At 65.3% G+C, this 20,467-nt stretch carries 17 protein-coding genes; 12 read left to right on the top strand and 5 right to left on the bottom strand.

Annotated elements, in window-relative coordinates; all coding sequences use genetic code 11:
• Window positions 1-241: 241 nt before the first annotated feature.
• Window positions 242-2,452 (bottom strand): transglycosylase domain-containing protein, encoded by a 2,211-nt coding sequence (locus SE91_RS34485; RefSeq protein WP_061850798.1) that lies wholly within the window; start codon window positions 2,450-2,452, stop codon window positions 242-244.
• Window positions 2,453-2,618: 166 nt separating this feature from the next.
• Here SE91_RS34485 and SE91_RS34480 point away from each other — a divergent pair, with 166 nt between their 5' ends.
• A complete protein-coding gene (locus SE91_RS34480) occupies window positions 2,619-3,044 on the top strand; it encodes a DUF1330 domain-containing protein (protein WP_060737395.1) in 426 nt (141 codons plus the stop codon).
• A gap of 145 nt (window positions 3,045-3,189) precedes the next feature.
• Here SE91_RS34480 and SE91_RS34475 read toward each other — a convergent pair whose 3' ends face one another.
• Window positions 3,190-4,413 (bottom strand): ABC transporter substrate-binding protein, encoded by a 1,224-nt coding sequence (locus SE91_RS34475; RefSeq protein ID WP_061851469.1) that lies wholly within the window; start codon window positions 4,411-4,413, stop codon window positions 3,190-3,192.
• A 142-nt stretch (window positions 4,414-4,555) separates the two neighbouring features.
• Window positions 4,556-4,912: a DUF1304 domain-containing protein gene (locus SE91_RS34470; RefSeq protein WP_082813947.1), complete on the bottom strand. Its 357-nt coding sequence runs from the start codon at window positions 4,910-4,912 to the stop codon at window positions 4,556-4,558.
• A 99-nt stretch (window positions 4,913-5,011) separates the two neighbouring features.
• On the opposite strand from SE91_RS34470, the gene SE91_RS34465 reads away from it, so the two are divergent.
• Window positions 5,012-5,542, top strand: coding sequence for a methylated-DNA--[protein]-cysteine S-methyltransferase (locus SE91_RS34465; protein WP_061850796.1), 531 nt, complete (start codon window positions 5,012-5,014; stop codon window positions 5,540-5,542).
• Window positions 5,543-5,552: 10 nt separating this feature from the next.
• Here the strand turns inward: SE91_RS34465 and SE91_RS34460 are convergent, their stop codons facing one another.
• Window positions 5,553-8,342 (bottom strand): [protein-PII] uridylyltransferase, encoded by a 2,790-nt coding sequence (locus tag SE91_RS34460; protein WP_061850795.1) that lies wholly within the window; start codon window positions 8,340-8,342, stop codon window positions 5,553-5,555.
• A gap of 188 nt (window positions 8,343-8,530) precedes the next feature.
• Between SE91_RS34460 and SE91_RS34455 the strand changes: the two genes are divergently transcribed.
• The 6 genes from SE91_RS34455 to SE91_RS34430 all read left to right on the top strand — a co-directional run bounded on the left by SE91_RS34455 (window position 8,531) and on the right by SE91_RS34430 (window position 13,640).
• Complete coding sequence (locus tag SE91_RS34455) at window positions 8,531-9,502, top strand: aliphatic sulfonate ABC transporter substrate-binding protein (protein WP_061850794.1); 972 nt, start codon at window positions 8,531-8,533, stop codon at window positions 9,500-9,502.
• Window positions 9,503-9,628: 126 nt separating this feature from the next.
• The gene (locus SE91_RS34450) at window positions 9,629-10,474 is read left to right on the top strand and encodes an ABC transporter permease (RefSeq protein WP_061850793.1); all 846 of its coding nucleotides are present in this window, start codon (window positions 9,629-9,631) and stop codon (window positions 10,472-10,474) included.
• 3 nt (window positions 10,475-10,477) lie between these two features.
• Window positions 10,478-11,263, top strand: a complete 786-nt coding sequence (locus SE91_RS34445) for an ABC transporter ATP-binding protein (RefSeq protein WP_008540449.1) — start codon at window positions 10,478-10,480, stop codon at window positions 11,261-11,263.
• 55 nt (window positions 11,264-11,318) lie between these two features.
• Entirely contained in the window at window positions 11,319-11,828 is a 510-nt protein-coding gene (locus tag SE91_RS34440) for an OsmC family protein (RefSeq protein ID WP_060737389.1), read from the top strand.
• A gap of 178 nt (window positions 11,829-12,006) precedes the next feature.
• The gene (locus SE91_RS34435; RefSeq protein ID WP_008540461.1) at window positions 12,007-12,804 is read left to right on the top strand and encodes a hypothetical protein; all 798 of its coding nucleotides are present in this window, start codon (window positions 12,007-12,009) and stop codon (window positions 12,802-12,804) included.
• Window positions 12,805-12,923: 119 nt separating this feature from the next.
• The gene (locus SE91_RS34430) at window positions 12,924-13,640 is read left to right on the top strand and encodes a hypothetical protein (RefSeq protein ID WP_060737388.1); all 717 of its coding nucleotides are present in this window, start codon (window positions 12,924-12,926) and stop codon (window positions 13,638-13,640) included.
• Between the two features lie 111 nt (window positions 13,641-13,751).
• Here the strand turns inward: SE91_RS34430 and mutS are convergent, their stop codons facing one another.
• Window positions 13,752-16,487 (bottom strand): DNA mismatch repair protein MutS, encoded by a 2,736-nt coding sequence (gene mutS, locus SE91_RS34425; RefSeq protein WP_061850792.1) that lies wholly within the window; start codon window positions 16,485-16,487, stop codon window positions 13,752-13,754.
• A 279-nt stretch (window positions 16,488-16,766) separates the two neighbouring features.
• On the opposite strand from mutS, the gene pcaF reads away from it, so the two are divergent.
• The 4 genes from pcaF to pcaG all read left to right on the top strand — a co-directional run bounded on the left by pcaF (window position 16,767) and on the right by pcaG (window position 20,422).
• Window positions 16,767-17,975, top strand: a complete 1,209-nt coding sequence (gene pcaF, locus SE91_RS34420; RefSeq protein WP_061850791.1) for a 3-oxoadipyl-CoA thiolase — start codon at window positions 16,767-16,769, stop codon at window positions 17,973-17,975.
• A gap of 119 nt (window positions 17,976-18,094) precedes the next feature.
• Window positions 18,095-18,988, top strand: a complete 894-nt coding sequence (locus SE91_RS34415) for a dioxygenase family protein (RefSeq protein ID WP_061851468.1) — start codon at window positions 18,095-18,097, stop codon at window positions 18,986-18,988.
• A gap of 128 nt (window positions 18,989-19,116) precedes the next feature.
• Window positions 19,117-19,818, top strand: coding sequence for a protocatechuate 3,4-dioxygenase subunit beta (gene pcaH / locus SE91_RS34410; protein WP_061850790.1), 702 nt, complete (start codon window positions 19,117-19,119; stop codon window positions 19,816-19,818).
• A 1-nt stretch (window position 19,819) separates the two neighbouring features.
• Entirely contained in the window at window positions 19,820-20,422 is a 603-nt protein-coding gene (gene pcaG, locus SE91_RS34405) for a protocatechuate 3,4-dioxygenase subunit alpha (RefSeq protein ID WP_156489917.1), read from the top strand.
• Window positions 20,423-20,467: the final 45 nt, after the last annotated feature.

Below are 20,467 nucleotides of genomic sequence, written 5' to 3'. Positions count from 1 at the left end.
GCTTGAAGGAACTGATGTTTTTGCTTTCGGGGCGTCGCCGGTCCAGGTCGATCTTGCCGCGATAGGCAGGACTTGCCGAAGGATAACAGCACCTGGCAGCGCAGGCTCAAGTCCTGCGAGACTGTCTCCGCAAGCCTTTGATTTTGCTAGCACCGGCTACTGTGCATGGGGTTGTTTTCGCAGCTTGTTGTGAGGCCCTAAGAATTCTCACCGAAATTCTCAGCGAGACCTTGGCCTGAAGCTATCGGTTTCCGCCGAACAACCGGTCCATCAGCCAGCCGTCGAGTCCTGCCGCAGCTTCCGGTCGGGCGTTGGCGCGCGTGGGCGGCGGCGGGCGATAGCCGCCGTTGTTGGGCGGCGCCGGTGCGATCGCCGTCGGCGGCGAGATCTGCGAGGCCGCTTGCGCGAGGTTCGACAGACCCCAGCCGCCTGGTGTGCTCGGCAACGCCGCCACCGGCACGCCCTCATGCGCCGTCTTCATGAAGCGCGTCCAGACTTCGACCGGCAACCCGCCGCCGGTCGCTTTCTTGGTCGGCGAGTTGTCGTCATTGCCGAGCCAGACGCCGGTGACGAGGCTCGCGGTGTAGCCGATGAACCAGGCGTCGCGATAATCCTGGCTGGTGCCGGTTTTGCCGGCCGCCGGCCAACCGGGGATGTCGGCCTTCTTGGCCGTGCCTGAAACAAGCGTCTCCCGCATCATCGCGTTCATCATGCCGACATAGCGGGGATCGACGACCTGGTTGCGCTCCTCCGGCTGGCGCATGTAGAGCAGCTTGCCGCTCAGCGTCCTGATCCGCGTGACGACATGCGGCGCTACGGCGAGGCCGCCATTGGCGAACGGCGCATAGGCGCCGACCAGCTCGACGACGGAGACTTCGGAGGTGCCGAGCGCAATCGAGGCGTTGGGCTCGAGCTTGGAGGAGATGCCGAGCCGGTGCGCCGTGCGCACCACGTTCTTCGGTCCGACCTCGAGGCCGAGACGGATCGCGACCGTGTTGAGCGACATCGCGAGCGCCTGCGTCAGCGTCACCGACCCGAAATATTCGTGGGTGTAGTTCTCAGGACGCCAGCCCTTGACCTCGATCGGGGCGTCCTGGCGCATCGTGTCGGGCGTCAGGCCCTGCTCCAGCGCGGTGAGATAGACGAACGGCTTGAACGAGGAGCCCGGCTGGCGCTTGGCGGTGACCGCGCGATTGTACTGGCTGTCGGAATAGTTCCGGCCGCCCACCATGGCCCGCACCGCGCCGTCCGGCGTCATCGCGACCAGCGCGCCCTGGCTGACGTTGAACTTCACGCTCTTGGCGGCGAGCTCGTCGATGATGGCGGCTTCCGCCACGCTCTGCAGCTTGGGATCGATGGTAGTCTCGACCTTGATGCTTTCGTCGATCTGGCCGACCAGATCGTCCAGCACCTCGCCGATCCAGTCGGCGACATAGTTGATCGTGCCGGCGCCGACCGGCTTCACGTTGTAGGAGGGATGGCCGATCGAAGCCTTGGCCTGCTCGTCCGTGATGAATTTGGCATCCGCCATCGCTGCGAGCACGAGTTGCGCGCGCGCTTCGGCGCCTTCCGGATTGCGGTTCGGCGCAAGGCGCGAGGGCGACTTGACGAGGCCGGCCAGCATCGCGGCCTCGGCGACCGTCACGTTCTTCGCCGACTTGCCGAAATAGCGTTGCGCCGCAGCTTCGACGCCGTAGGCGCCCGAACCGAAATAGACGCGGTTCAGGTAAAGCTCCAGAATCTCGTTCTTGGAATGCTTGCGCTCCAGCCAGATCGCGAGCTCCACCTCCTGCAGCTTGCGCTGCATGGTGCGCTCCTGGGTCAGGAACAGGTTTTTCGCGAGCTGCTGCGTCAGGGTCGAGCCGCCCTGCGACACGCCGCGATGGAGCACGTTGGTGACGAGGGCGCGCAGGATGCCGACCGGATCGATGCCGTAATGCGAATAGAAGCGGCGGTCCTCGATGGCGATGAACGCCTTGGGCAGATAGGGCGGCAGGTCCTTCAGCGCGACATTGGCGCCGGCCATCTCGCCGCGCTGCGCCAGCATGCTGCCGTCGATGCCAACGATCTGGATCGTCGGCGGGCGCTTGGGGATTTCGAGCGACTGGATCGGCGGCAGATGGGCGCCGACATAGATCACGACGCCGATCACGGCGATCACGCCCCACAGGCTCAGCACCGCGCCCCAATAGACCAGGCGGCCGAGGCCGAAGCCACCGCGCGTCTTCGCGCGGCGTTTCGCACCGCTGCGGCTGGCCTGTGCCTTGCGCTCGCGCGGCGGCTCGTCGCCGGCCTCCTCGCTCTTGCGCTTGGCGGATGATTTCGTTGTTTTCTTGGGCTTGTCCTCGCCGCCGGGAATGCGGTCCGCCGGGTTAAGGCGCAGATCGGAAAGCGCTGCGGGCAAGCCGAACAGCGGCTCCTTGCGCCCACCCTTTTTCTTTCCCCACGCCATACGCAAAACGCCCGGTCAGCCCGCCCCGCCGCACGCTAGCGGTCGCTGTTTAAGGCCGGGTTACCCCGGCGTTAACGCGCGATTAGGAGGTGGGGCATTCGGCCGCCGCAGTTCCGCATCCGCGGCGGCGAAGCTAGGATCGCCGCCACAAGAAGAGGGAACGCTCATGGGCCACATCGATCCGACCAAGGAGATCTTCGCGCAATTCCGGGACAACGACCGCCCCGGTCCGATCCACATGCTCAATCTGGTGCGCTTGCGCAAAGAGGCGGCTTATCCCGATGGCCGCAAGGCGAGCGGCGCGGAAGCCTATGCGGCCTATGGCCGCGAGAGCGGCCCGGTGTTCGAGCGCCTCGGCGGCCGCATCGTCTGGCAGGGCCGGTTCGAATTGATGCTGATCGGCCCGCAGGACGAGCGCTGGGACCATTGCTTCATCGCCGAATATCCGAGCGTTGCCGCCTTCGTCGAGATGATCCGCGATCCCGTCTATCGCGAGGCCGTGAAGCACCGCCAGGCTGCGGTCGAGGATTCGCGGCTGATCCGCCACGCGGTGTTGCCGGTGGGGAAGAATTTCGGCGAGATACCGGAGTAGTTGGTAGGGTGGGTTAGGTTCGTAGGGTGGGCAAAGCGCTGGGTGCGCGAATGCGCATCCAGCGTGTGCCCACGATGTCTATCGTGGAAAGACGGTGGGCACGTCGCTCGCGCGTCTTTGCCCACCCTACGAGATCAGTTCCTGCCTAACCCGACGGGCCCGAATCCTCGATGATCGGTCCGAACAGCTCCCAGCGTTCGCCGTTGAACTTCATCATCTGCATCTGCTTGTTGACGCGATAGTCGTTCGGCCCGGTGTTGATCTTGATGCCGGGCAGCGCCAGGCTCGGCGTGTAGCCCTTGATATTGGCGGCCTGCTTCATCACGTTCTCGCGCGTCAGGTCGTCGCCGCACTGCTTCAGCACCTGCACCAGCAGCTCAGCCACTGAATAGGCGTAGGTGTTGATGGTGTTGAGCTTGTCGCCTTCCGGGAAATACTTGTCCATGAACGCGAAGAAGGCCTTCACGCCCGGATCGTCCTTCCACTGGGGATCGCCGGGGTCCTTGCCGTAATTGGTCGAGATGATGCCCTTGGAGATGTCGAGGCCGGCCGGCTTCAGTGTCGCCGACACCGGGCTCGCATTGATGTCGAGGATATGCACCGGGGTCCAGCCGAGGTCGGCGAGCTTCTTGATGGCCTGCGCTGCGAACTTGGGCGTGGAGGCGTCATAGAACAGGTCGACGCCCATCGACTTCAGCTTGACCACCTGTGAATCCACCGTCGGATCGGTGACTTCGTAGGAGACTTCGCCGACGATCATGTTGGCCTTGTCGCCGAGGCCGCTCTTGAGGCCCGCGAGATAGTCGCGGCCCATGTCGTCGTTCTGGTAGAGCACGCCGATCTTGGCATTGGGATGATTGGCCAGAATGTACTTGGCGTAGATCCGTCCCTCGGACACGTAGTTGGGATTGTAAGCCATGGTCCACGGGTAGTTCTGCGGATCGTTGAATCGCGCGGCGCCTGTGGAGGCGAGCAGCTGGGGGATCTTCTTGCCGTTGAGATATTTCTGCACGGCGGCGTTGGCCGCGGTTCCGATCAGCTGGAAGGTGAACAGCACCTCGTCGCCTTCGACCAGCTTGCGCACCTGCTCGACCGTCTTCGGCGGCGAATAGGCGTCGTCATACTGGATCAGATTGATCTTGCGGCCGTTGATGCCGCCCTGATCGTTGATCATCTTGATATAGGCGGCCTGGGTCTTGCCGATATTGGCATAGACGGAATAGGCGCCGGAGAACGGCACGGTCTGGCCAATCTTGATCTCGGTGTCGGTCGCACCGGTGTCGTATTTCTTCTGGGCGAGGGCTTGGCTGGCCGAAAACGTGACGGCGAGCGCTGCCGTGGCAGCTAGGAAGGCTCTGCGATTATTCATCTTGGGATGTTCCTCCTGACGGAATTTCCGGCCGATGGTCTTTTCCCGTTGATTGCAACGGTCGCCATCGCTGCCAAAGATTGTGGAGGAAGGCACAGCTCCGCGCAAGGAGCGCGACGGTGCGCCGTAGCGTCAAAGCGTCTTAGGTCAGGAACAATGCCGCCAGCGCGATCGCTGCCGGCAGCGCCTGCACCATCAGGATGCGCGAGTTGACGGTCGCAGCGCCATAAGCGCCGGCCACGATCACGCAAAGCAGGAAGAATACCTTGATCTGGAATGCGAAGGCGGGATTGCCGTGAACCAGACCCCAGATCAGGCCGGCGGCGAGGAAGCCGTTATAAAGGCCTTGATTGGCGGCCAGCACCTTCGTGATCTCGGCCTTCTCGGGCGTGTTGCGAAACACCTTCAGGCCTGGCGGCTTGTCCCAGAGAAACATCTCCAGGATCAGGAAAAAGCCATGCAATGCGGCGACCAGCGCCACCAGGATATTGGCGATCAGATTCAAGTTGAGCCCCCCCAAAGCCTCAGCTTTCGGGTGGACGTTAGCACGGCCGGCGTGGCAAGTGCGACAGGCGTGTTTCGATTGCCTGGTGCCGCAATGTCCGCTCGATCAACCAAGCCCTCCATAATGTACGGTCTCGACCGCCTGGCGACGCCGATCGGGATCGCGCTGCTCGTCACCGATGCCGATGGCGCGTTGCGCGCGCTCGATTGGGAAGACTATGAGCACCGCATGCGCGAGCTGCTGCGCCTGCATCATGGGACGGTGGAGCTGACGGATCGGCCTGCGCCGACGGGAATGCGGACTGCGCTGTCGCGCTATTTCGACGGCGATCTCGGCCAGCTCGCGAGCATCGCATGGCGTATCGCCGGCACGCCGTTCCAGCAGAAGGTCTGGAAGGCGCTCGCGCAGATCCCCGCCGGCACCACGATGAGCTATGGCGCGCTCGCCGCGAAGATCGACATGCCCAGAGCGATTCGCGCTGTCGGCCACGCCAATGGCTCCAATCCGATCAGCGTGGTGCTGCCCTGCCATCGCCTGATCGGCGCGGACGGTTCGCTGGTGAAATATGGTGGGGGTCTGGAGCGCAAACGCTGGCTGCTGCGGCACGAGGGCGTGGAGATTTAGCCGCTCCCTGTCATGCCGCCGGCTGAACCGCCTTGTCGCCGGCCATCACATGGGTCAGCGCGCTCTTGATCGCGGCCTGGCGCGTCGGGGCGTTGATCTGTGCGCCCAGGAGATCGGTGACGTAGAACACGTCGCGGGCGCGCTCGCCGAAGGTCGCGACATGGGCCGAGGCGATGTTGAGATTGAGCTTCGAGATCGCGGTGGTCAGTTCGTAGAGCAAGCCGGGGCGATCAAGGCCGGAGACCTCGATCACGGTGTAGCGATCCGACCATTGGTTGTTGATGGTCACCTCCGGCTCGACCACGAAGGGCTTCGCCTTGCTGCGTACGGTGCGCCGCGCCACGACTTCCGGCAGGCGCAGCTTGCCTTCCAGCACGTCCTCGATCATCTCGCCGATGCGCGTGGCGCGCCGTCCTTCGTCCTCGTCGCGATCGTATTCCCGGGAGATCGAGATCGTGTCGAGCGCGCGGCCGTCGGTCGTGGTGTAGATCTGGGCGTCGACGATGTTGGCTCCGGCCGAGGCGCAGGCGCCCGCAATGATCGACAGCAGCCAGGGATGGTCGGCGGCGAAGATGGTCAGCTCGGTGACGCCGCGCACCTCGTCGAAGCCGACATTGATCGCCAGCTTGTGCCCGGCTTGCTCGCTGGAGCGGACGAAGCGGGCATGACGGATCTTGCGCGGCAGCTCGACCTTGAGCCAATAGGCCGGATAGTGCCGGCCGATATAGGCGTCGAGCTCGTCTTCCGGCCATTCGGCAAACGCCATGCGGAATTCGGCGTAGGCGGCCGAGAGGCGCTTGCCGCGATCGACCTCCGAGAAGCCGCCGGTCAGCACCGGCTCGGTCTCATAATAAAGAGAGCGCAACAGCTGCGCCTTCCAGCCGTTCCACACGCCCGGGCCGACGCCGCGGATGTCGGCGGTGGTGAGAATCGTCAGCAGCTTCATCTGCTCGACAGATTGCACCACGGCGGCGAAATTCTCGATGGTCTTGCGATCGGAGAGGTCGCGCGACTGCGCGACCGTGGACATCGTCAGATGCTCCTCGATCAGCCAGGCCACGAGCTCGGTGTCGGCCGGGCTGAAGCCGAGCCGCGGACAAAGCCGGCGCGCGACCTTAGCGCCAGCGATCGAATGATCCTCGGGCCGGCCCTTGGCGACGTCGTGCAGCAGCGTCGCGATGTAGATCACCGCGCGGTGCTCGGGCCGCGTCTTGCGCATCAGGTCGCTGGCGAGCGCGAACTCCTCGATGCCGCCGCGCTCGATGTCCTGGAGGAAACCGATGCAGCGGATCAGGTGCTCGTCGACGGTGTAGTGATGATACATGTTGAACTGCATCATCGAGACGATCTTGCCGAAGGCGCGGATGAAATGGCCGAGCACGCCGGTCTCGTTCATCCGCCGCAGCACGGTCTCGGCGTCGTTGGAGGTCAGGATCTCCATGAACAGCCGGTTGGCCTCGGGATTCTCGCGCAGCTGCCCGTTGATCAGGTTGAGCGAGCGCGTCACGCCGCGCATCGCGTCCGGATGGAAGGCGAGGTTGTTCTTCTGCGCCAGGCGGAAGATGCGGATCAGATTGACCGGATCGTGCTTGAACACGTCGGGCGCGGCGACGTTGATGCGGTTGTTGTCGACGATGAAGTCGTCGCTGTCGGGGACGCGCCGCTTCACAGTGCTGGGCCGCAGCCGCGCCATCATCCGGCTCAGCACCGGTGCGGGCTTGGCCTGCTGGTCCTCGAGCTTGGCGCAGAGGATGGCGGTGAGGTTGCCGACTTCCTTGGCGACCAGGAAGTAGTGCTTCATGAAGCGCTCGACGTCCTGCATGCCGGGATGCGAGGTGTAGCCGAGCCGGATCGCGATCTCGCGCTGGAGGTCGAAGGAGAGGCGCTCCTCGGCGCGGCCGGAATAGAAATGCAGATTGCAGCGCACCGACCAGAGGAAATCGGCGCAGCGGCGGAAGCTGCGATATTCCTGGGCGTCGAACACGCCGCGCTCGACCAGCTCGTCGGTGTCGCGGACTCGGTAGACGTACTTCGCGATCCAGAACAGCGTGTGCAGGTCGCGCAGGGCGCCCTTGCCGTCCTTGACGTTGGGCTCGACCAGATAGCGCGACTGGCCGCCGCGGCGGTGCCGTTCCTCGCGTTCGGCGAGCTTTGCGGTGACGAATTCGGACGCGGTGCCCTGCACCACCTGCTTGTCGAAGCGTTCGACCAGCTCGTCATAGAGCGGCTTGTCGCCGGTGAGGAAGCGCGTCTCCAGGATGGCGGTGCGGATCGTCATGTCGCCGCGAGCCTGGCGGATCGACTCATCGACCGAGCGCGTGGCGTGGCCGACCTTCAGCCCCATGTCCCAGAGGCAATAGAGGATGGCTTCGGCGACCTGCTCGCCCCAGGCGGTCTGCTTGTAAGGCAGGATGAACAACAGATCGATGTCGGATTCCGGAGCCATCAGGCCGCGGCCATAGCCGCCGGTCGCCACCACGGCCATGCGCTCGGCGCCGCTCGGGATCGGCGAGCGGTAGAGATGGCGGGTCGCGGCCGAATACAGGATGCGGATGATCTCGTCCTGCACGTGGCACAGCCGCTCGGCGCAGCGGCGGCCGTGACGGTCCTTCAACAGGATCGCCTGCGCCGCGGCGCGCGCCGCGATCAGCTCGGCCTTGAGCAGTTGCGCGACGGCGGTGCGGAACGCGTCCTCGCGGCCCTCGTGCTTTTCGGCGAGCGCGTCGACCGCGGCGGTGATCCGCGCAGTGTCGAAGCGGTCATCCGTCTGTGGCTTTGGCTCGGTCGCGACGCTGTCCATGTCTCACCGGATATAAGAGGCGACAGGCGCTGTCACCCGCCATTCTCTGGCAGTAGTCGTTCCATGCTGGAAAAGCCCTGCTTCGGGCAAATCTGTTCTCAGCCATCCCGCTTTCGAGGGTCGGATTTTCTCGTTGATTTCTAGATATAACTCATTGAAAAACAATAAAGTTTTTGAGGAGGCTGGGCATGACCAGGATTACACGACGCATTCTGCTGGCGGGAGCTGTGGCTCTTGCCGTGAACCCTGCGGCGCGGGCCGCCGATCCACTCAAGGAAATCCGCATCGACTGGGCCACCTACAATCCGGTCTCGATGGTGCTGAAGCAGAAGGGCCTGCTGGAGAAGGAGTTCGCCAAGGACGGCATCACCGTCACTTGGGTGCAGTCGGCGGGCTCCAACAAGGCGCTCGAATTCCTCAACGCCAGCTCGATTGATTTCGGCTCGACCGCCGGTTCGGCGGCGCTGGTCGCCCGCATCAACGGCAACCCGATCAAGTCGATCTACGTCTATTCGCGCCCTGAATGGACCGCGCTGGTCACGGGCAAGGACTCCAAGATTGCGAGCCTTGCTGATCTCAAGGGCAAGCGCGTCGCGGTCACGCGCGGCACCGATCCGCACATCTTCCTGGTGCGCGCGCTGCTCAGCGCCGGCCTCACCGAAAAGGACATCACACCGGTGCTGCTCCAGCACGCCGACGGCAAGACCGCGCTAATCCGCGGCGACGTCGACGCCTGGGCCGGCCTCGATCCCATGATGGCGCAGGCCGAGGTCGAGGAGGGCGCCAAGCTGTTCTACCGCAAGGCCGACGCCAACACCTGGGGCATCCTCAATGTGCGCGAGCAGTTCCTGAAGGACCATCCGGAGGCCGCCCGCCGCGTCCTCGCGGTCTATGAGGAAGCGCGGAAATATTCGCTGGCGAATTACGACGAGCTCAAGAAGACCTTCATCGCGGTGACGAAACTGCCCGAAGCGGTCGTCGACAAGCAGCTCAAGGAACGCACCGAGCTGACCCACAGCCGCATCGGCGCGCCCCAGCGCGAGTCGATCCTCGCCGCCGGCCTCGCGCTGCAGCAGGCGGGTGTCGTCGACGCCAAGGTCGACGTCAAGGCAACGCTCGACGCCCTGATCGACGACCAGGTTCCACTGCCGACGAATTGAGGTCGGTACGATAGAGGCAGGCGCGCGCAACAAACTCGGCTGTCGTCCCGGCGAAGGCCGGGACGACCACTGAGGCGCGGCAATAGTAGTGTTGCATTCCCGCGCCAGACGCGCTTCCTACCGGCCATGATCTCCGACGCGCCAGTCCTGCAACAAACCTCTGATAGGGCCGAGAACGCCGCGGCGCCCTCGCGCCTGTCGCGCTATGCGCGGCCGCTGCTGGGCGTGCTGCTGCCGCTGACGCTGGCGCTCGGCTGGGAGCTCGTGGTGTGGCTGGGCTGGTCCAACGGCCGGCTGGTGCCGCCGCCCTCGCGCGTATTTGCCACCATCAGCGAGCTGGCCCGCTCCGGCGAGCTTGTCCGCCACATCACCGCGACGCTGTGGCGCGTCGGGCTCGGCTTCGCGTTCGGCGTCGTCGCGGGCACGCTGCTGGGCGCCATCTCCGGTTATTGGTCGCTGGCGCGGCGGCTGCTCGATCCGACCGTGCAGGCGCTGCGCGCGATCCCATCGCTCGCCTGGGTGCCGCTGTTCATCCTCTGGCTCGGCATCTTCGAGACCTCGAAGATCGCGCTGATCGCGGTTGGCGTGTTTTTTCCGGTCTATCTCGGCGTGATGGGTGCGATCCTCTCGGTCGATCGCAAGATCGTCGAGGTCGGCCGCACCTTCCGTCTGTCCGGCCCGGCGATGATCCGCCGCATCCTATTGCCCGCGGTGCTGCCGGCCTATGTCGTATCCTTGCGCGTGGGTCTTGGCCTCGGCTGGATGTTTGTGGTGGCGGCCGAGCTGATCGGCGCTTCCGAGGGCCTCGGCTATCTCCTGCTCGACGGCCAGCAGCTCGGCAAGCCTGCGCAGATCCTGGCCGCCATCGTGATCTTCGCCATCCTCGGCAAGCTCACGGACTGGCTGATCGAGGTTGCTGCCGCGCCCTTCCTGCGCTGGCAGGATGCCTTCGTGCGTGCGAAGGGGAGTTGAGCGATGCTGGCACTCGACCGGGTCAGCAAGACCTATCCCAATGGCGTGCAGGCGCTGGCGCGTTTCTCCGCCGAGATCCGCCAGGGCGAGATCATCGCCATCATCGGCGGGTCCGGATGCGGCAAGTCAACCTTGCTTCGCGCCATCGCCGGTCTCGATCGCGCCTCCTCCGGCACGGTGACGCTCGACAGCGAAGCGATCAATTCGCCGCACGCCAAGATCGGCATCATCTTCCAGGAACCGCGGCTGTTGCCCTGGCTCAGTGTCGCCGACAATATCGGTTTCGGCCTCGCAGATATCTCCGCGGCGGAGCGGCGCGAGAAAGTGGCGCGTGCGCTCGCGCGCGTCGGGCTCGCTGACAAGGCGCAGGCCTGGCCGCGCGAGCTCTCCGGCGGACAGGCGCAGCGCGTCGCGATTGCCCGCGCGCTGGTGCCGCAGCCCGAGGTGCTGCTGCTCGACGAGCCGTTCTCGGCACTCGACGCCTTCACCCGCAGAGATCTCCAGGATCATCTGCTCGACCTCTGGGCCGACACGCGGCCGACGCTCATCCTCGTCACCCACGACGTCGATGAGGCGGTGGTGCTGGCCGATCGCGTGCTGGTGATGCGGCCGCGGCCGGGCCGGCTGTTCGACCAGATCGAGATCAATCTCGGCCGGCCACGCGACCGCAACTCGCCGCTTTTCGAGAACTTCAAGCGGAGTGTGCTGACGGCTCTCGACCGTTCGCTCGACCGCAGCGTGCCCGACCGGGACGCAACCCAGGGTCCCGGGCAGGCCATGTGGTGGTGACATTTTCTCGGTAAGCCGGTACATCGAAAGGCGATTTTCCCGGGAGAGAACGACAATGGATGCCGCAGAACTGCGTCAGATGCAGGCCCCGATCAAGGAACGCTACAAGACCGACCCGAAGGCCGCGCTGATCACGCTGAAGGCCAAGGGTTCGACCGAGGGCGAAGGCATCGCCTGCAAGGTCGAGACGGGCCGTGCTATCGCGCTTGCCGGCCTCCATCCCGCCACCGGCGGCTCCGGCCTCGAGCTCTGCTCCGGTGACATGCTGCTGGAAGCGCTGGTCGCCTGTGCCGGCGTCACGCTGAAGTCGGTGGCGACCGCGATCGAGGTGCCGCTGAAGACCGGCAACGTTTATGCCGAGGGTGATCTCGACTTCCGCGGCACGCTCGGCGTCGACAAGGAGACCCCGGTCGGCTTCGCCGAGATCCGCCTCCGCTTCGAGGTCGACACCGATGCGCCGCAGGACAAGCTCGATCTGTTGCTGAAACTCACCGAGCGCTATTGCGTGGTCTATCAGACCATCAAGAACGGCCCGAAGGTCTCGGTGTCGATGCAGCGGATGTGACTCTCTGTACCCTCCCCTGGAGGGGGAGGGTCGTTCGCGCGCAGCGCGAGCGGGGTGGGGTGATCTCTCCACTCGGGCACTGTGTCCGTCGAGAGACTGTCACCCCACCCCGGTTCATATTTCGCTGCGCTCAATATGAGCCGACCTTCCCCCTCCAGGGGAGGGTAAGAAGCCAACAATGTCCGCCGAACTCCACTTCATCATTCTCCTCCTGCTGCGTATGGCGATCGCTGCGGCGTTCGTCGTGTCGGCGTCGGTCATCACCGAGCGCTCCGGACCGGTGATCGGCGCGCTGGTCGCGACTTTGCCCGTGTCGGCCGGTCCCTCCTATGTCTTCCTCGCGATCGACCATGACGCCGCCTTCATTGCGCAAGGCGCGCTGGCCAGTCTTCCGATCAACGCGGCGACGATCTTCATGGGCCTCATCTATGTCGTGCTGGCGCAGCGGCAGAGCTTTGTCGTGAGTGTCGCAAGCGCGGTCGGGGTCTGGATCGTGCTGGCCTCGATCATCCGCCTGTTCGAGTGGACGCTTGCCGCGGGGCTGGCCGTCAACGTCGTCGCCTTCGGCATCTGCATTCCGCTGCTCGCAAAATATCGCCATGTGAAGATGCCGCTGGTGACGCGCCGCTGGTACGACATTCCGTTCCGCGCGGCGTTGGTGGCAACGCTGGTTGCGATCGTGGTGTCGACCTCGGGCTGGGTCGGTCCACGTGTCTCCGGCGTGATCGCGCTCTACCCGATCGTGTTCACCAGCATGATGGTGATCCTGCACCCGCGCATCGGCGGCCCGCCGACGGCAGCCGTGCTCGCCAACTCCGCCTGGGGCCTGCTCGGCTTCGGGATGGCGATCGCGGTGCTGCACGTCGCAGTTACGCAGTTCGGCTCGTCGATCGGTTTGAGTTGCGCACTCGCCACCTGCATCGGCTGGAACCTGACGCTGTGGTGGACGGGACGACGGAAGCGGGCGGTGCATTAGCCTCGCCGCGCTTCGTAAGGTGCGGTACGCTACGCTTGAGACCTCGGCCCTGCGTCAGGATAGATAGTTACCGGGGCTGGCAGACCCGCTAAGCTGGCAACAGAGCAAGTTCGGGGCGTGTGGTGGAGGGATTGTACAAGGTCGAGTACGAGATCAACGACGGCTCCGGCCGCAGCGTGCTGTATGCCCATGCCGGAAAAATGCTTGGCGGCAACACGGCCTTCGCCCACTTCGGCACCTACGAGATTGTGGACGGCGAAATCGTCGCCAGGCTCCGGACGAAGCGTCACAGCCGGTCGCTGCAGCACAGAAGGCTGGTCAGTTCCGACGCCGTCACAATCAGCATTCGCGGTCGACAGCAGGGCAAGCTCTACCGCTTCGCGGGAGAAGTGGTCGAGGACGCCTCGGTGTTTCGCGCCGTGATGACGCCGCTCGGCGACGATGACGTTCCGCCGCCCGGCGCGATCGGCGAGGCCGGCATCGTCAGTGGGCTCTATTCGATCGACATCCGTATGCTGGATGGAATTGGCGGCGGCCATACCGGCGTGATGTTGCTGCGCGACGGCCGCATCCTCGGCGGCGATGCCTTCTTCTATTATCTCGGTGCCTATTCTTCTGCAAACGGTCGCTGGAAAGGCGAATTCGTCAATCAGGAACACACGCCGGCGAAGAGCGAGCATCCCTTGTTCGGTGGCTATGAGGTGGGCATCGGCTTCTCCGGCCACTGCGATGACAAGGGCGCCGAAATGGAAGCGACCGCGCTCGCCGGCAAGCGCAGCATCCGTCTCGCCGCCAGCTTGAAGCTGGTCGAGCCGTTTGCCAGGGCGGGCCGCTGACAGCGAGGACCCGGCGAACACGGCCAAGCCGACGCCGAGAGCACAGGCAGTGCAGGCGATGGCATGCCTCAGCTTGGGATCATGATCTGGTCGTTAGAAGGTTCGTTGGCACTACTTCGGCAGCTTGGCCTTCAGCTTATACAGCGCATCTAGCGCTTCGCGCGGCGACATCTCGTCGGGATGCAGCGCCTTCACGGCTTCCATTAAGAGCTCGGCTTCGCTCGGCGGCGCGGCTTCCGCGGCGGCGCGCGAAGGCACGGCGAACAGCGGCAGGTCGTCGACCAGCGCCCGCGCGGTCTGGCCGCGGTCCTGTGCTTCCAGCTTGGAGAGCACCGATTTGGCGCGCGTGATCACGGCCGGCGGCAGGCCGGCGAGCTTCGCCACCTGGATGCCGTAGGAGCGGTCGGCCGAACCCGGCAGCACCTCGTGCAGGAACACGACATTGCCCTGCCACTCCTTCACCCGCACCGTCGCATTGAACATGCGCGGCAGTTTTGCCGCGAGCGCGGTGAGCTCGTGATAATGCGTCGCGAACAGCGTCCGGCAGCGATTGCTCTCGTGCAGATGCTCGATCGCGGCCCAGGCGATCGAGAGTCCATCGAACGTCGCCGTGCCGCGGCCGATCTCGTCGAGGATCACCAGCGCGCGCTCGCCGGCCTGGTTCAGGATCGCAGCGGTCTCGACCATCTCGACCATGAAGGTGGAGCGGCCGCGGGCGAGATCGTCGGCGGCGCCGACGCGTGAGAACAGCCGGTCGACGATGCCGATGCGCGCGCGGCTTGCCGGCACGAAGCTGCCGATCTGCGCCAGCAGCGCGATCAGCGCGTTCTGGCGCAGGAAAGTCGATTTGCCGGCCATGTTGGGTCCGGTGAGGAGCCAGAGCTGGCCCGACTTCTGCGCGGGCGCCGGCGAGAGATCGCAGGCATTGGCGATGAACGGCTCACCATTGCGCTTGAGGGCCTGCTCCACGACCGGATGGCGGCCGGCCTCGATAGCAAAGCCGAGCGAGCCATCGACCTCGGGGCGCACATAGTTTTCGTCGACCGCAAGCTTGGCGAGCGAGGTCGCGACGTCGAGCAGCGCAAAGCCGTGTGCGGCGGCGCGCAAGTCTTCGCTGATCTCGAGCGCCTTGGCGCTGAGCCGCTCGAAGATCTCGAGCTCGAGGCCGAGTGCGCGGTCGCCGGCATTGGCGATCTTGGCCTCGATCTCGCCGAGCTCCGACGTCGTGAAGCGCACCTGTCCTGCCAGCGTTTGGCGGTGGATGAAGGTCGCGTTCAGCGGCGCCGACATCAGCTTGTCGCCGTGCTGGGCGGTGACCTCGACGAAATAGCCGAGCACGTTGTTGTGCCGGATCTTCAGCGCCTTCACGCCGGTCTGGTCGGCGTAGCGGGCCTGCATCGAGGCTACCACCAGGCGCGAGGCGTCGCGCAAATTGCGCGCTTCGTCGAGCGCGGGCTCATAGCCCTGACGCACGAAGCCGCCGTCGCGCTTGATCAGCGGCAATTGCTCGTCCAGCGCACGGGCAAATTCCGCAGCGAGCTCGCGCGATGGCCGTTGCAGCGCCGCCATCACCGCCGCGATCTCCTGCGGCGGCTGGTCCAGTTCGCCAAGCCGTGCCAGCGCCTGGTCGGCGGCGATGATGCCGTCGCGCAAACCTGCGAGATCTCGCGGTCCGCCGCGGCCGACCGAGAGCCGGGCCAAGGCGCGCGACATATCGGGCGCGCCGCGCAGGATGCTGCGGATGTCCTCGCGCGCCGCGGAATCGGCAACGAAGGCATCGACGGCATCGAGCCGCCGTGCGATCGCCGGCGCATCCGTCAGCGGCGCCGCCAGCCGCTGGGCGAGCAGGCGCGAGCCGGCCGATGTCACCGTGCAGTCGATGGCGTCGAGCAGCGAGCCGCGGCGTTCGCCGGCGAGCGTCCGGGTCAGTTCGAGATTAGCGCGGGTGGCGGGGTCGATCGCCATGGTGGCACCCGAAGCTTCGCGCGCGGGCGGCGACAGCGGCGGGTGCTTGCCGACCTGGGTGCGGTCGACATAGGTGACGGCGGCGGCCGCGGCAGTGGCCTCAAGCCGCGTCAGCTGCGCCAGCCCGTCCATGGTCGCGACCGCGAAATAATCGCACAGCCGTTTCTCGGCAGTGGCGCCGTCGAACACGTCGCGGGTCAGCGGCGTCACCGCCGGCAGCTCGCGCAGGGTCTGTCCGAGTTCGCTGTCGTTATAGAGCGCGTCGGTGACAACAGCCTCGTTCGGATTGATGCGTGCCAGCGTCGCGGCGAGCTCGCCGCCGGACGCTTCCGTCACCATGAATTCGGCGGTCGAGATGTCGATCCAGGCGAGCCCGAAGCGGTCGCCGCCCGCGGAGGAGCGCGCCCGCGCGATCGCGAGCAGATAGTTGTTGGCACGCGCATCCAGCAGCGTGTCCTCGGTCAGCGTGCCCGGCGTGACCAGCCGCACCACGCCGCGGCGCACCACGCTCTTGTTGCCGCGCGCTTTCGCTGCCGCGGGATCCTCGGTCTGTTCGCACACGGCGACCCGGTGGCCGGCCGAGATCAGGCGATGCAGATAGTCCTCGGAGCGCTCGACCGGCACGCCGCACATCGGAATGTCGGCGCCCTGATGCTTACCGCGCTTGGTCAGGACGATGCCGAGCGTCCGCGAGGCGATCTCGGCGTCCTCGAAGAACAATTCGTAGAAGTCGCCCATCCGGTAGAACAGCAGGAGGCCCTGATGCGCCGCCTTGATTTCGAGATACTGTTCCATCATCGGCGTCACGCGCGCGGCGGCTTCAGCCGGCTGTGCGGGGACGTCGTCGGGGGGCGGTGCTTGTATCGGCTGTTGCATCGTCATGGGCGGCGCAACCTACAAAATTTCGACACCTGCTCCTATCGCTTTGGCCGGGAAGGGAAGGTTTTCCACGTTGTCCCGCATTGCGGAAGCAGCTGCCACATCTTCCGCTGTCATTCCGGGTCCGCGACGGCGTCGCCCCGAAATAACGGCTGAGTTTCATCGCATCCAGTCGAATACGCCACCCGCGAAACCGTCAATTGACCTGCCGCGGGCGCCCTCCTAAAACTCCGCCGACATTGAAGAAATTGGGCCGGATCGCGGCAATCAGGGAGAACAACGATGCGTGACGTCTTTATCTGCGATGCCGTGCGGACCCCGATCGGCCGTTTCGGCGGCTCGCTCGCCAAGGTGCGCGCCGACGATCTCGCCGCTGCCCCGATCAAGGCGCTGATGGCGAGGCACCCCCAGCTCGACTGGGCCCAGGTGGATGAAGTGTTCTTCGGCTGCGCCAACCAGGCCGGCGAGGACAACCGCAACGTCGCGCGCATGGCGCTGCTGCTGGCCGGCTTGCCGGATTCGGTTCCCGGCCAGACCCTGAACCGGCTCTGCGCCTCCGGCCTCGATGCGGTCGGTGCGGCCGGGCGTGCCATCCGCTCCGGCGAGATCGAGCTCGCAATTGCTGGTGGCGTCGAGTCGATGACCCGCGCGCCCTTCGTGATGGGCAAGGCACAGGAAGCGTTCTCGCGCTCGGCCGAGATCTTCGACACCACGATCGGCTGGCGTTTCATCAATCCGCTGCTCAAGGCGCAGTATGGCGTCGACGCCATGCCCGAGACCGGCGAGAACGTCGCCGAGGAATTCCAGGTCTCGCGCGCCGACCAGGATGCCTTCGCGATCCGCTCGCAGCAGCGCGCCGGCAAGGCGATCGCCGCCGGCTACTTCGCCGAGGAGATCACGCCGATCACTATTCCCGGCGGCAAGGCCGGCCCCATTACCATCGACAAGGACGAGCATCCGCGCCCCGAGACCACGCTGGAAGGTCTGGCAAAACTGAAGCCGATCGTGCGCAATCCTGGTACCGTCACCGCCGGCAACGCCTCCGGCGTCAATGACGGCGCCGCGGCGATGATCCTGGCCTCGGAAGCAGCCGTGAAGAAGCACGGCCTGACGCCGCGCGCGCGCATCCTCGGTCTTGCCTCGGCCGGCGTGCCGCCGCGCATCATGGGCATCGGCCCGGTGCCGGCGACCCGCAAGCTGATGGAGCGGCTCGGCAAGAAGATCAGCGATTTCGACCTGATCGAGCTGAACGAGGCCTTCGCCTCGCAGGGCATCGCCTGCATGCGCCAGCTCGGCGTCGCCGATGACGCCGACTTCGTCAATCCGCATGGCGGCGCCATCGCGCTCGGCCATCCCCTCGGCATGAGCGGTGCCCGTCTCGCGCTCACCGCCGTGCACGGCATGGAAAAGCGCGGCGGCAAGCTTGCGCTCGCCACCATGTGCGTCGGCGTCGGCCAGGGCGTCGCGGTGGCGATCGAGAAGGTGAATTGACGGTCCACGAAGTGGACCGTCATCCCGGAGCCGCTCGTTAGAGCGGAATCCGGGATCTCGAGATTCCGGGTTCAGCCCTGTCGGGCTGCCCCGGAATGACGAGCGATCGGGAGGCGACCATGATCATCGCGCGCGAGCAGGACGTCACGACGGCGGCCCTGGCCGTGATGGAACGGACCACCGATCCGCGGATGCGCCAGATCATGATCTCGCTGGTCAAGCATCTCCACGGCTTCGTTCGCGACGTTCGCTTGACCGAGAAGGAATTCCGCGACGCCACGGCCGTGATCGCCGAGCTCGGCAAGCTGACGACCGACACGCATAACGAAGTCGTGCTGATGGCGGGTTCGCTCGGCGTCTCGCCGCTGGTTTGTCTGCTGAACAACGGCGATCAGGGTAATACCGAAACCGACCAATCGCTGCTCGGACCGTTCTGGCGCTTGAACTCGCCGCGTGTCGAGAATGGCGGATCGATTGTACGGTCCGAGACCCCGGGTGCGCCGCTGTTCGTCAACGGCCGTGTGGTCGACAAGAGCGGCAATCCGGTCGCCGGCGCAGAGGTCGACGTCTGGCATGCTTCGCCCGTCGGACTCTATGAAAACCAGGACCCCGATCAGGCCGACATGAACCTGCGCGGCAAGCTGACGACCGGCGCGGATGGACGCTTCTCCTTCCGTTCGGTGATGATGGTCGGCTATCCCATTCCGACCGATGGCGTGGTCGGCCGCCTGTTGAAGGCGCAAAGCCGGCACCCGTATCGGCCCGCGCATCTGCATGCCCTGATCTTCAAGCCCGGATTCAAGGTGCTGATCTCGCAGGTCTATGATCCCAACGATCCCCACATCGACAGCGACGTGCAGTTCGGAGTAACGCAGGCGCTGATCGGCAATTTCGTGCGGCATGAGACACCGCATCCGGGCGTGCCCGAGGTCACCGGGCCCTGGTATTCGCTCGACCATACCTACCGGCTCGAGGCCGGCGAGGCGGTGCTGCCGCGTCCGCCAATCAAATAACGCGTTCCCGTGCCAACGCGGGCCCCGAAAGGGGCGCCAAACCCGCTTCCCCCAATTAGTTATATCCTATAATGATTGGCGGAAGCGTTGACCGGCCGGACCGACAATGGCCGGGGAGGAGTTCGCCAATGACATTCATCTATCCCGTGGACAGCAACAAGGCGCATCCGCTGCCGCTGTCGCCCGACTACAAGAGCTCGATCAAGCGTGCGCCGAACAAGCCCTTGATCCCGATGCGCCACACGCTGTCGGAGCTGACCGGTCCGGTCTACGGCCACGAGACCGTGCGCGAGGGCGACAGCGACCTCACCACCCAGCATGCGGGCGAGCCGATCGGCGAGCGCATTATCGTGCACGGCCATGTCCGCGACGAGGACGGCCGGGGCGTTGCCAATACGCTGGTCGAGATCTGGCAGGCCAATGCCTGCGGCCGCTACGTCCACGTTCGCGACCAGCACCCTGCGCCGCTCGATCCGAACTTCACCGGTGCAGGCCGCACCGTCAGCGATGCCGCCGGCTACTACCGCTTCGTCAGCATCAAGCCCGGCGCCTATCCCTGGGGCAATCACCACAATGCCTGGCGTCCGGCGCATATCCATTTGTCGGTGTTCGGCCATTCCTTCGTGACGCGCCTCGTGACGCAGATGTATTTCCCAAACGACCCGCTGTTCCCGTTTGACCCGATCTTCAACTCGGTGCCGGACGAGAAGGCGCGGGCGCGGATGGTCTCCTCCTTCGATCTCGAGAACACCCAGCCCGAATGGGCGCTGTGCTACCGCTTCGACATCGTGCTGCGCGGCAAGAATGCCACCCCCATGGAGACCAAGTAACGTGCAGGACAACGTAAAGGACAACGGCATCACGCCATCGCAGACGGTCGGTCCGTTCTTCAAATACGGCCTGACGCCGAACGGCGAATATGCCTGGAACGATGCGTTCACCAACTCGACCTTGACGCCCGACGTCTCCGGCAGCCGTATCCGCATCGAGGGCCGCGTGTTCGACGGTGACGGTATCGCTGTGCCCGATTGCATGCTGGAGATCTGGCAGGCGGATGCGCAGGGACGCTTCGCCGACCCCCAGGACAAGCGTGCGCTTCCGAATGCGAGCTTCCGCGGCTTCGCCCGCTGCGGCACCGACAAGGACGGCAATTACGCGTTCGAGACCATCAAGCCCGGGACGGTGCCGGATCCCGACGGCAAGCCGCAGGCGCCGCACATCCTGGTCGCGGTTTTTGCCCGCGGCATGCTGCGGCATCTCTACACTCGCATCTATTTCAGCGACGAGGCCGGGAACGCCGCCGATCCTGTGCTGGCGCTGGTGCCGGCCGACCGCCGCGCCACGCTGACGGCGGTGTGCGAGGCCGGCAAGTCGGTTTACCGTCTCGATCTCAGGCTCCAGGGCGACAACGAAACGGTGTTCTTCGACGTGTGAGGCAATGCGCGCCCGGCGGCCTGGTCACCGGGCGCGCGTTTCTCA

The sequence above is a fragment of the Bradyrhizobium sp. DOA1 genome, from assembly GCF_001593325.1.
Classification (GTDB): domain Bacteria; phylum Pseudomonadota; class Alphaproteobacteria; order Rhizobiales; family Xanthobacteraceae; genus Bradyrhizobium.
The sequence above is the reverse complement of the archived record's forward strand: the minus strand, read 5'-3'. Positions and strand labels throughout refer to the sequence as shown.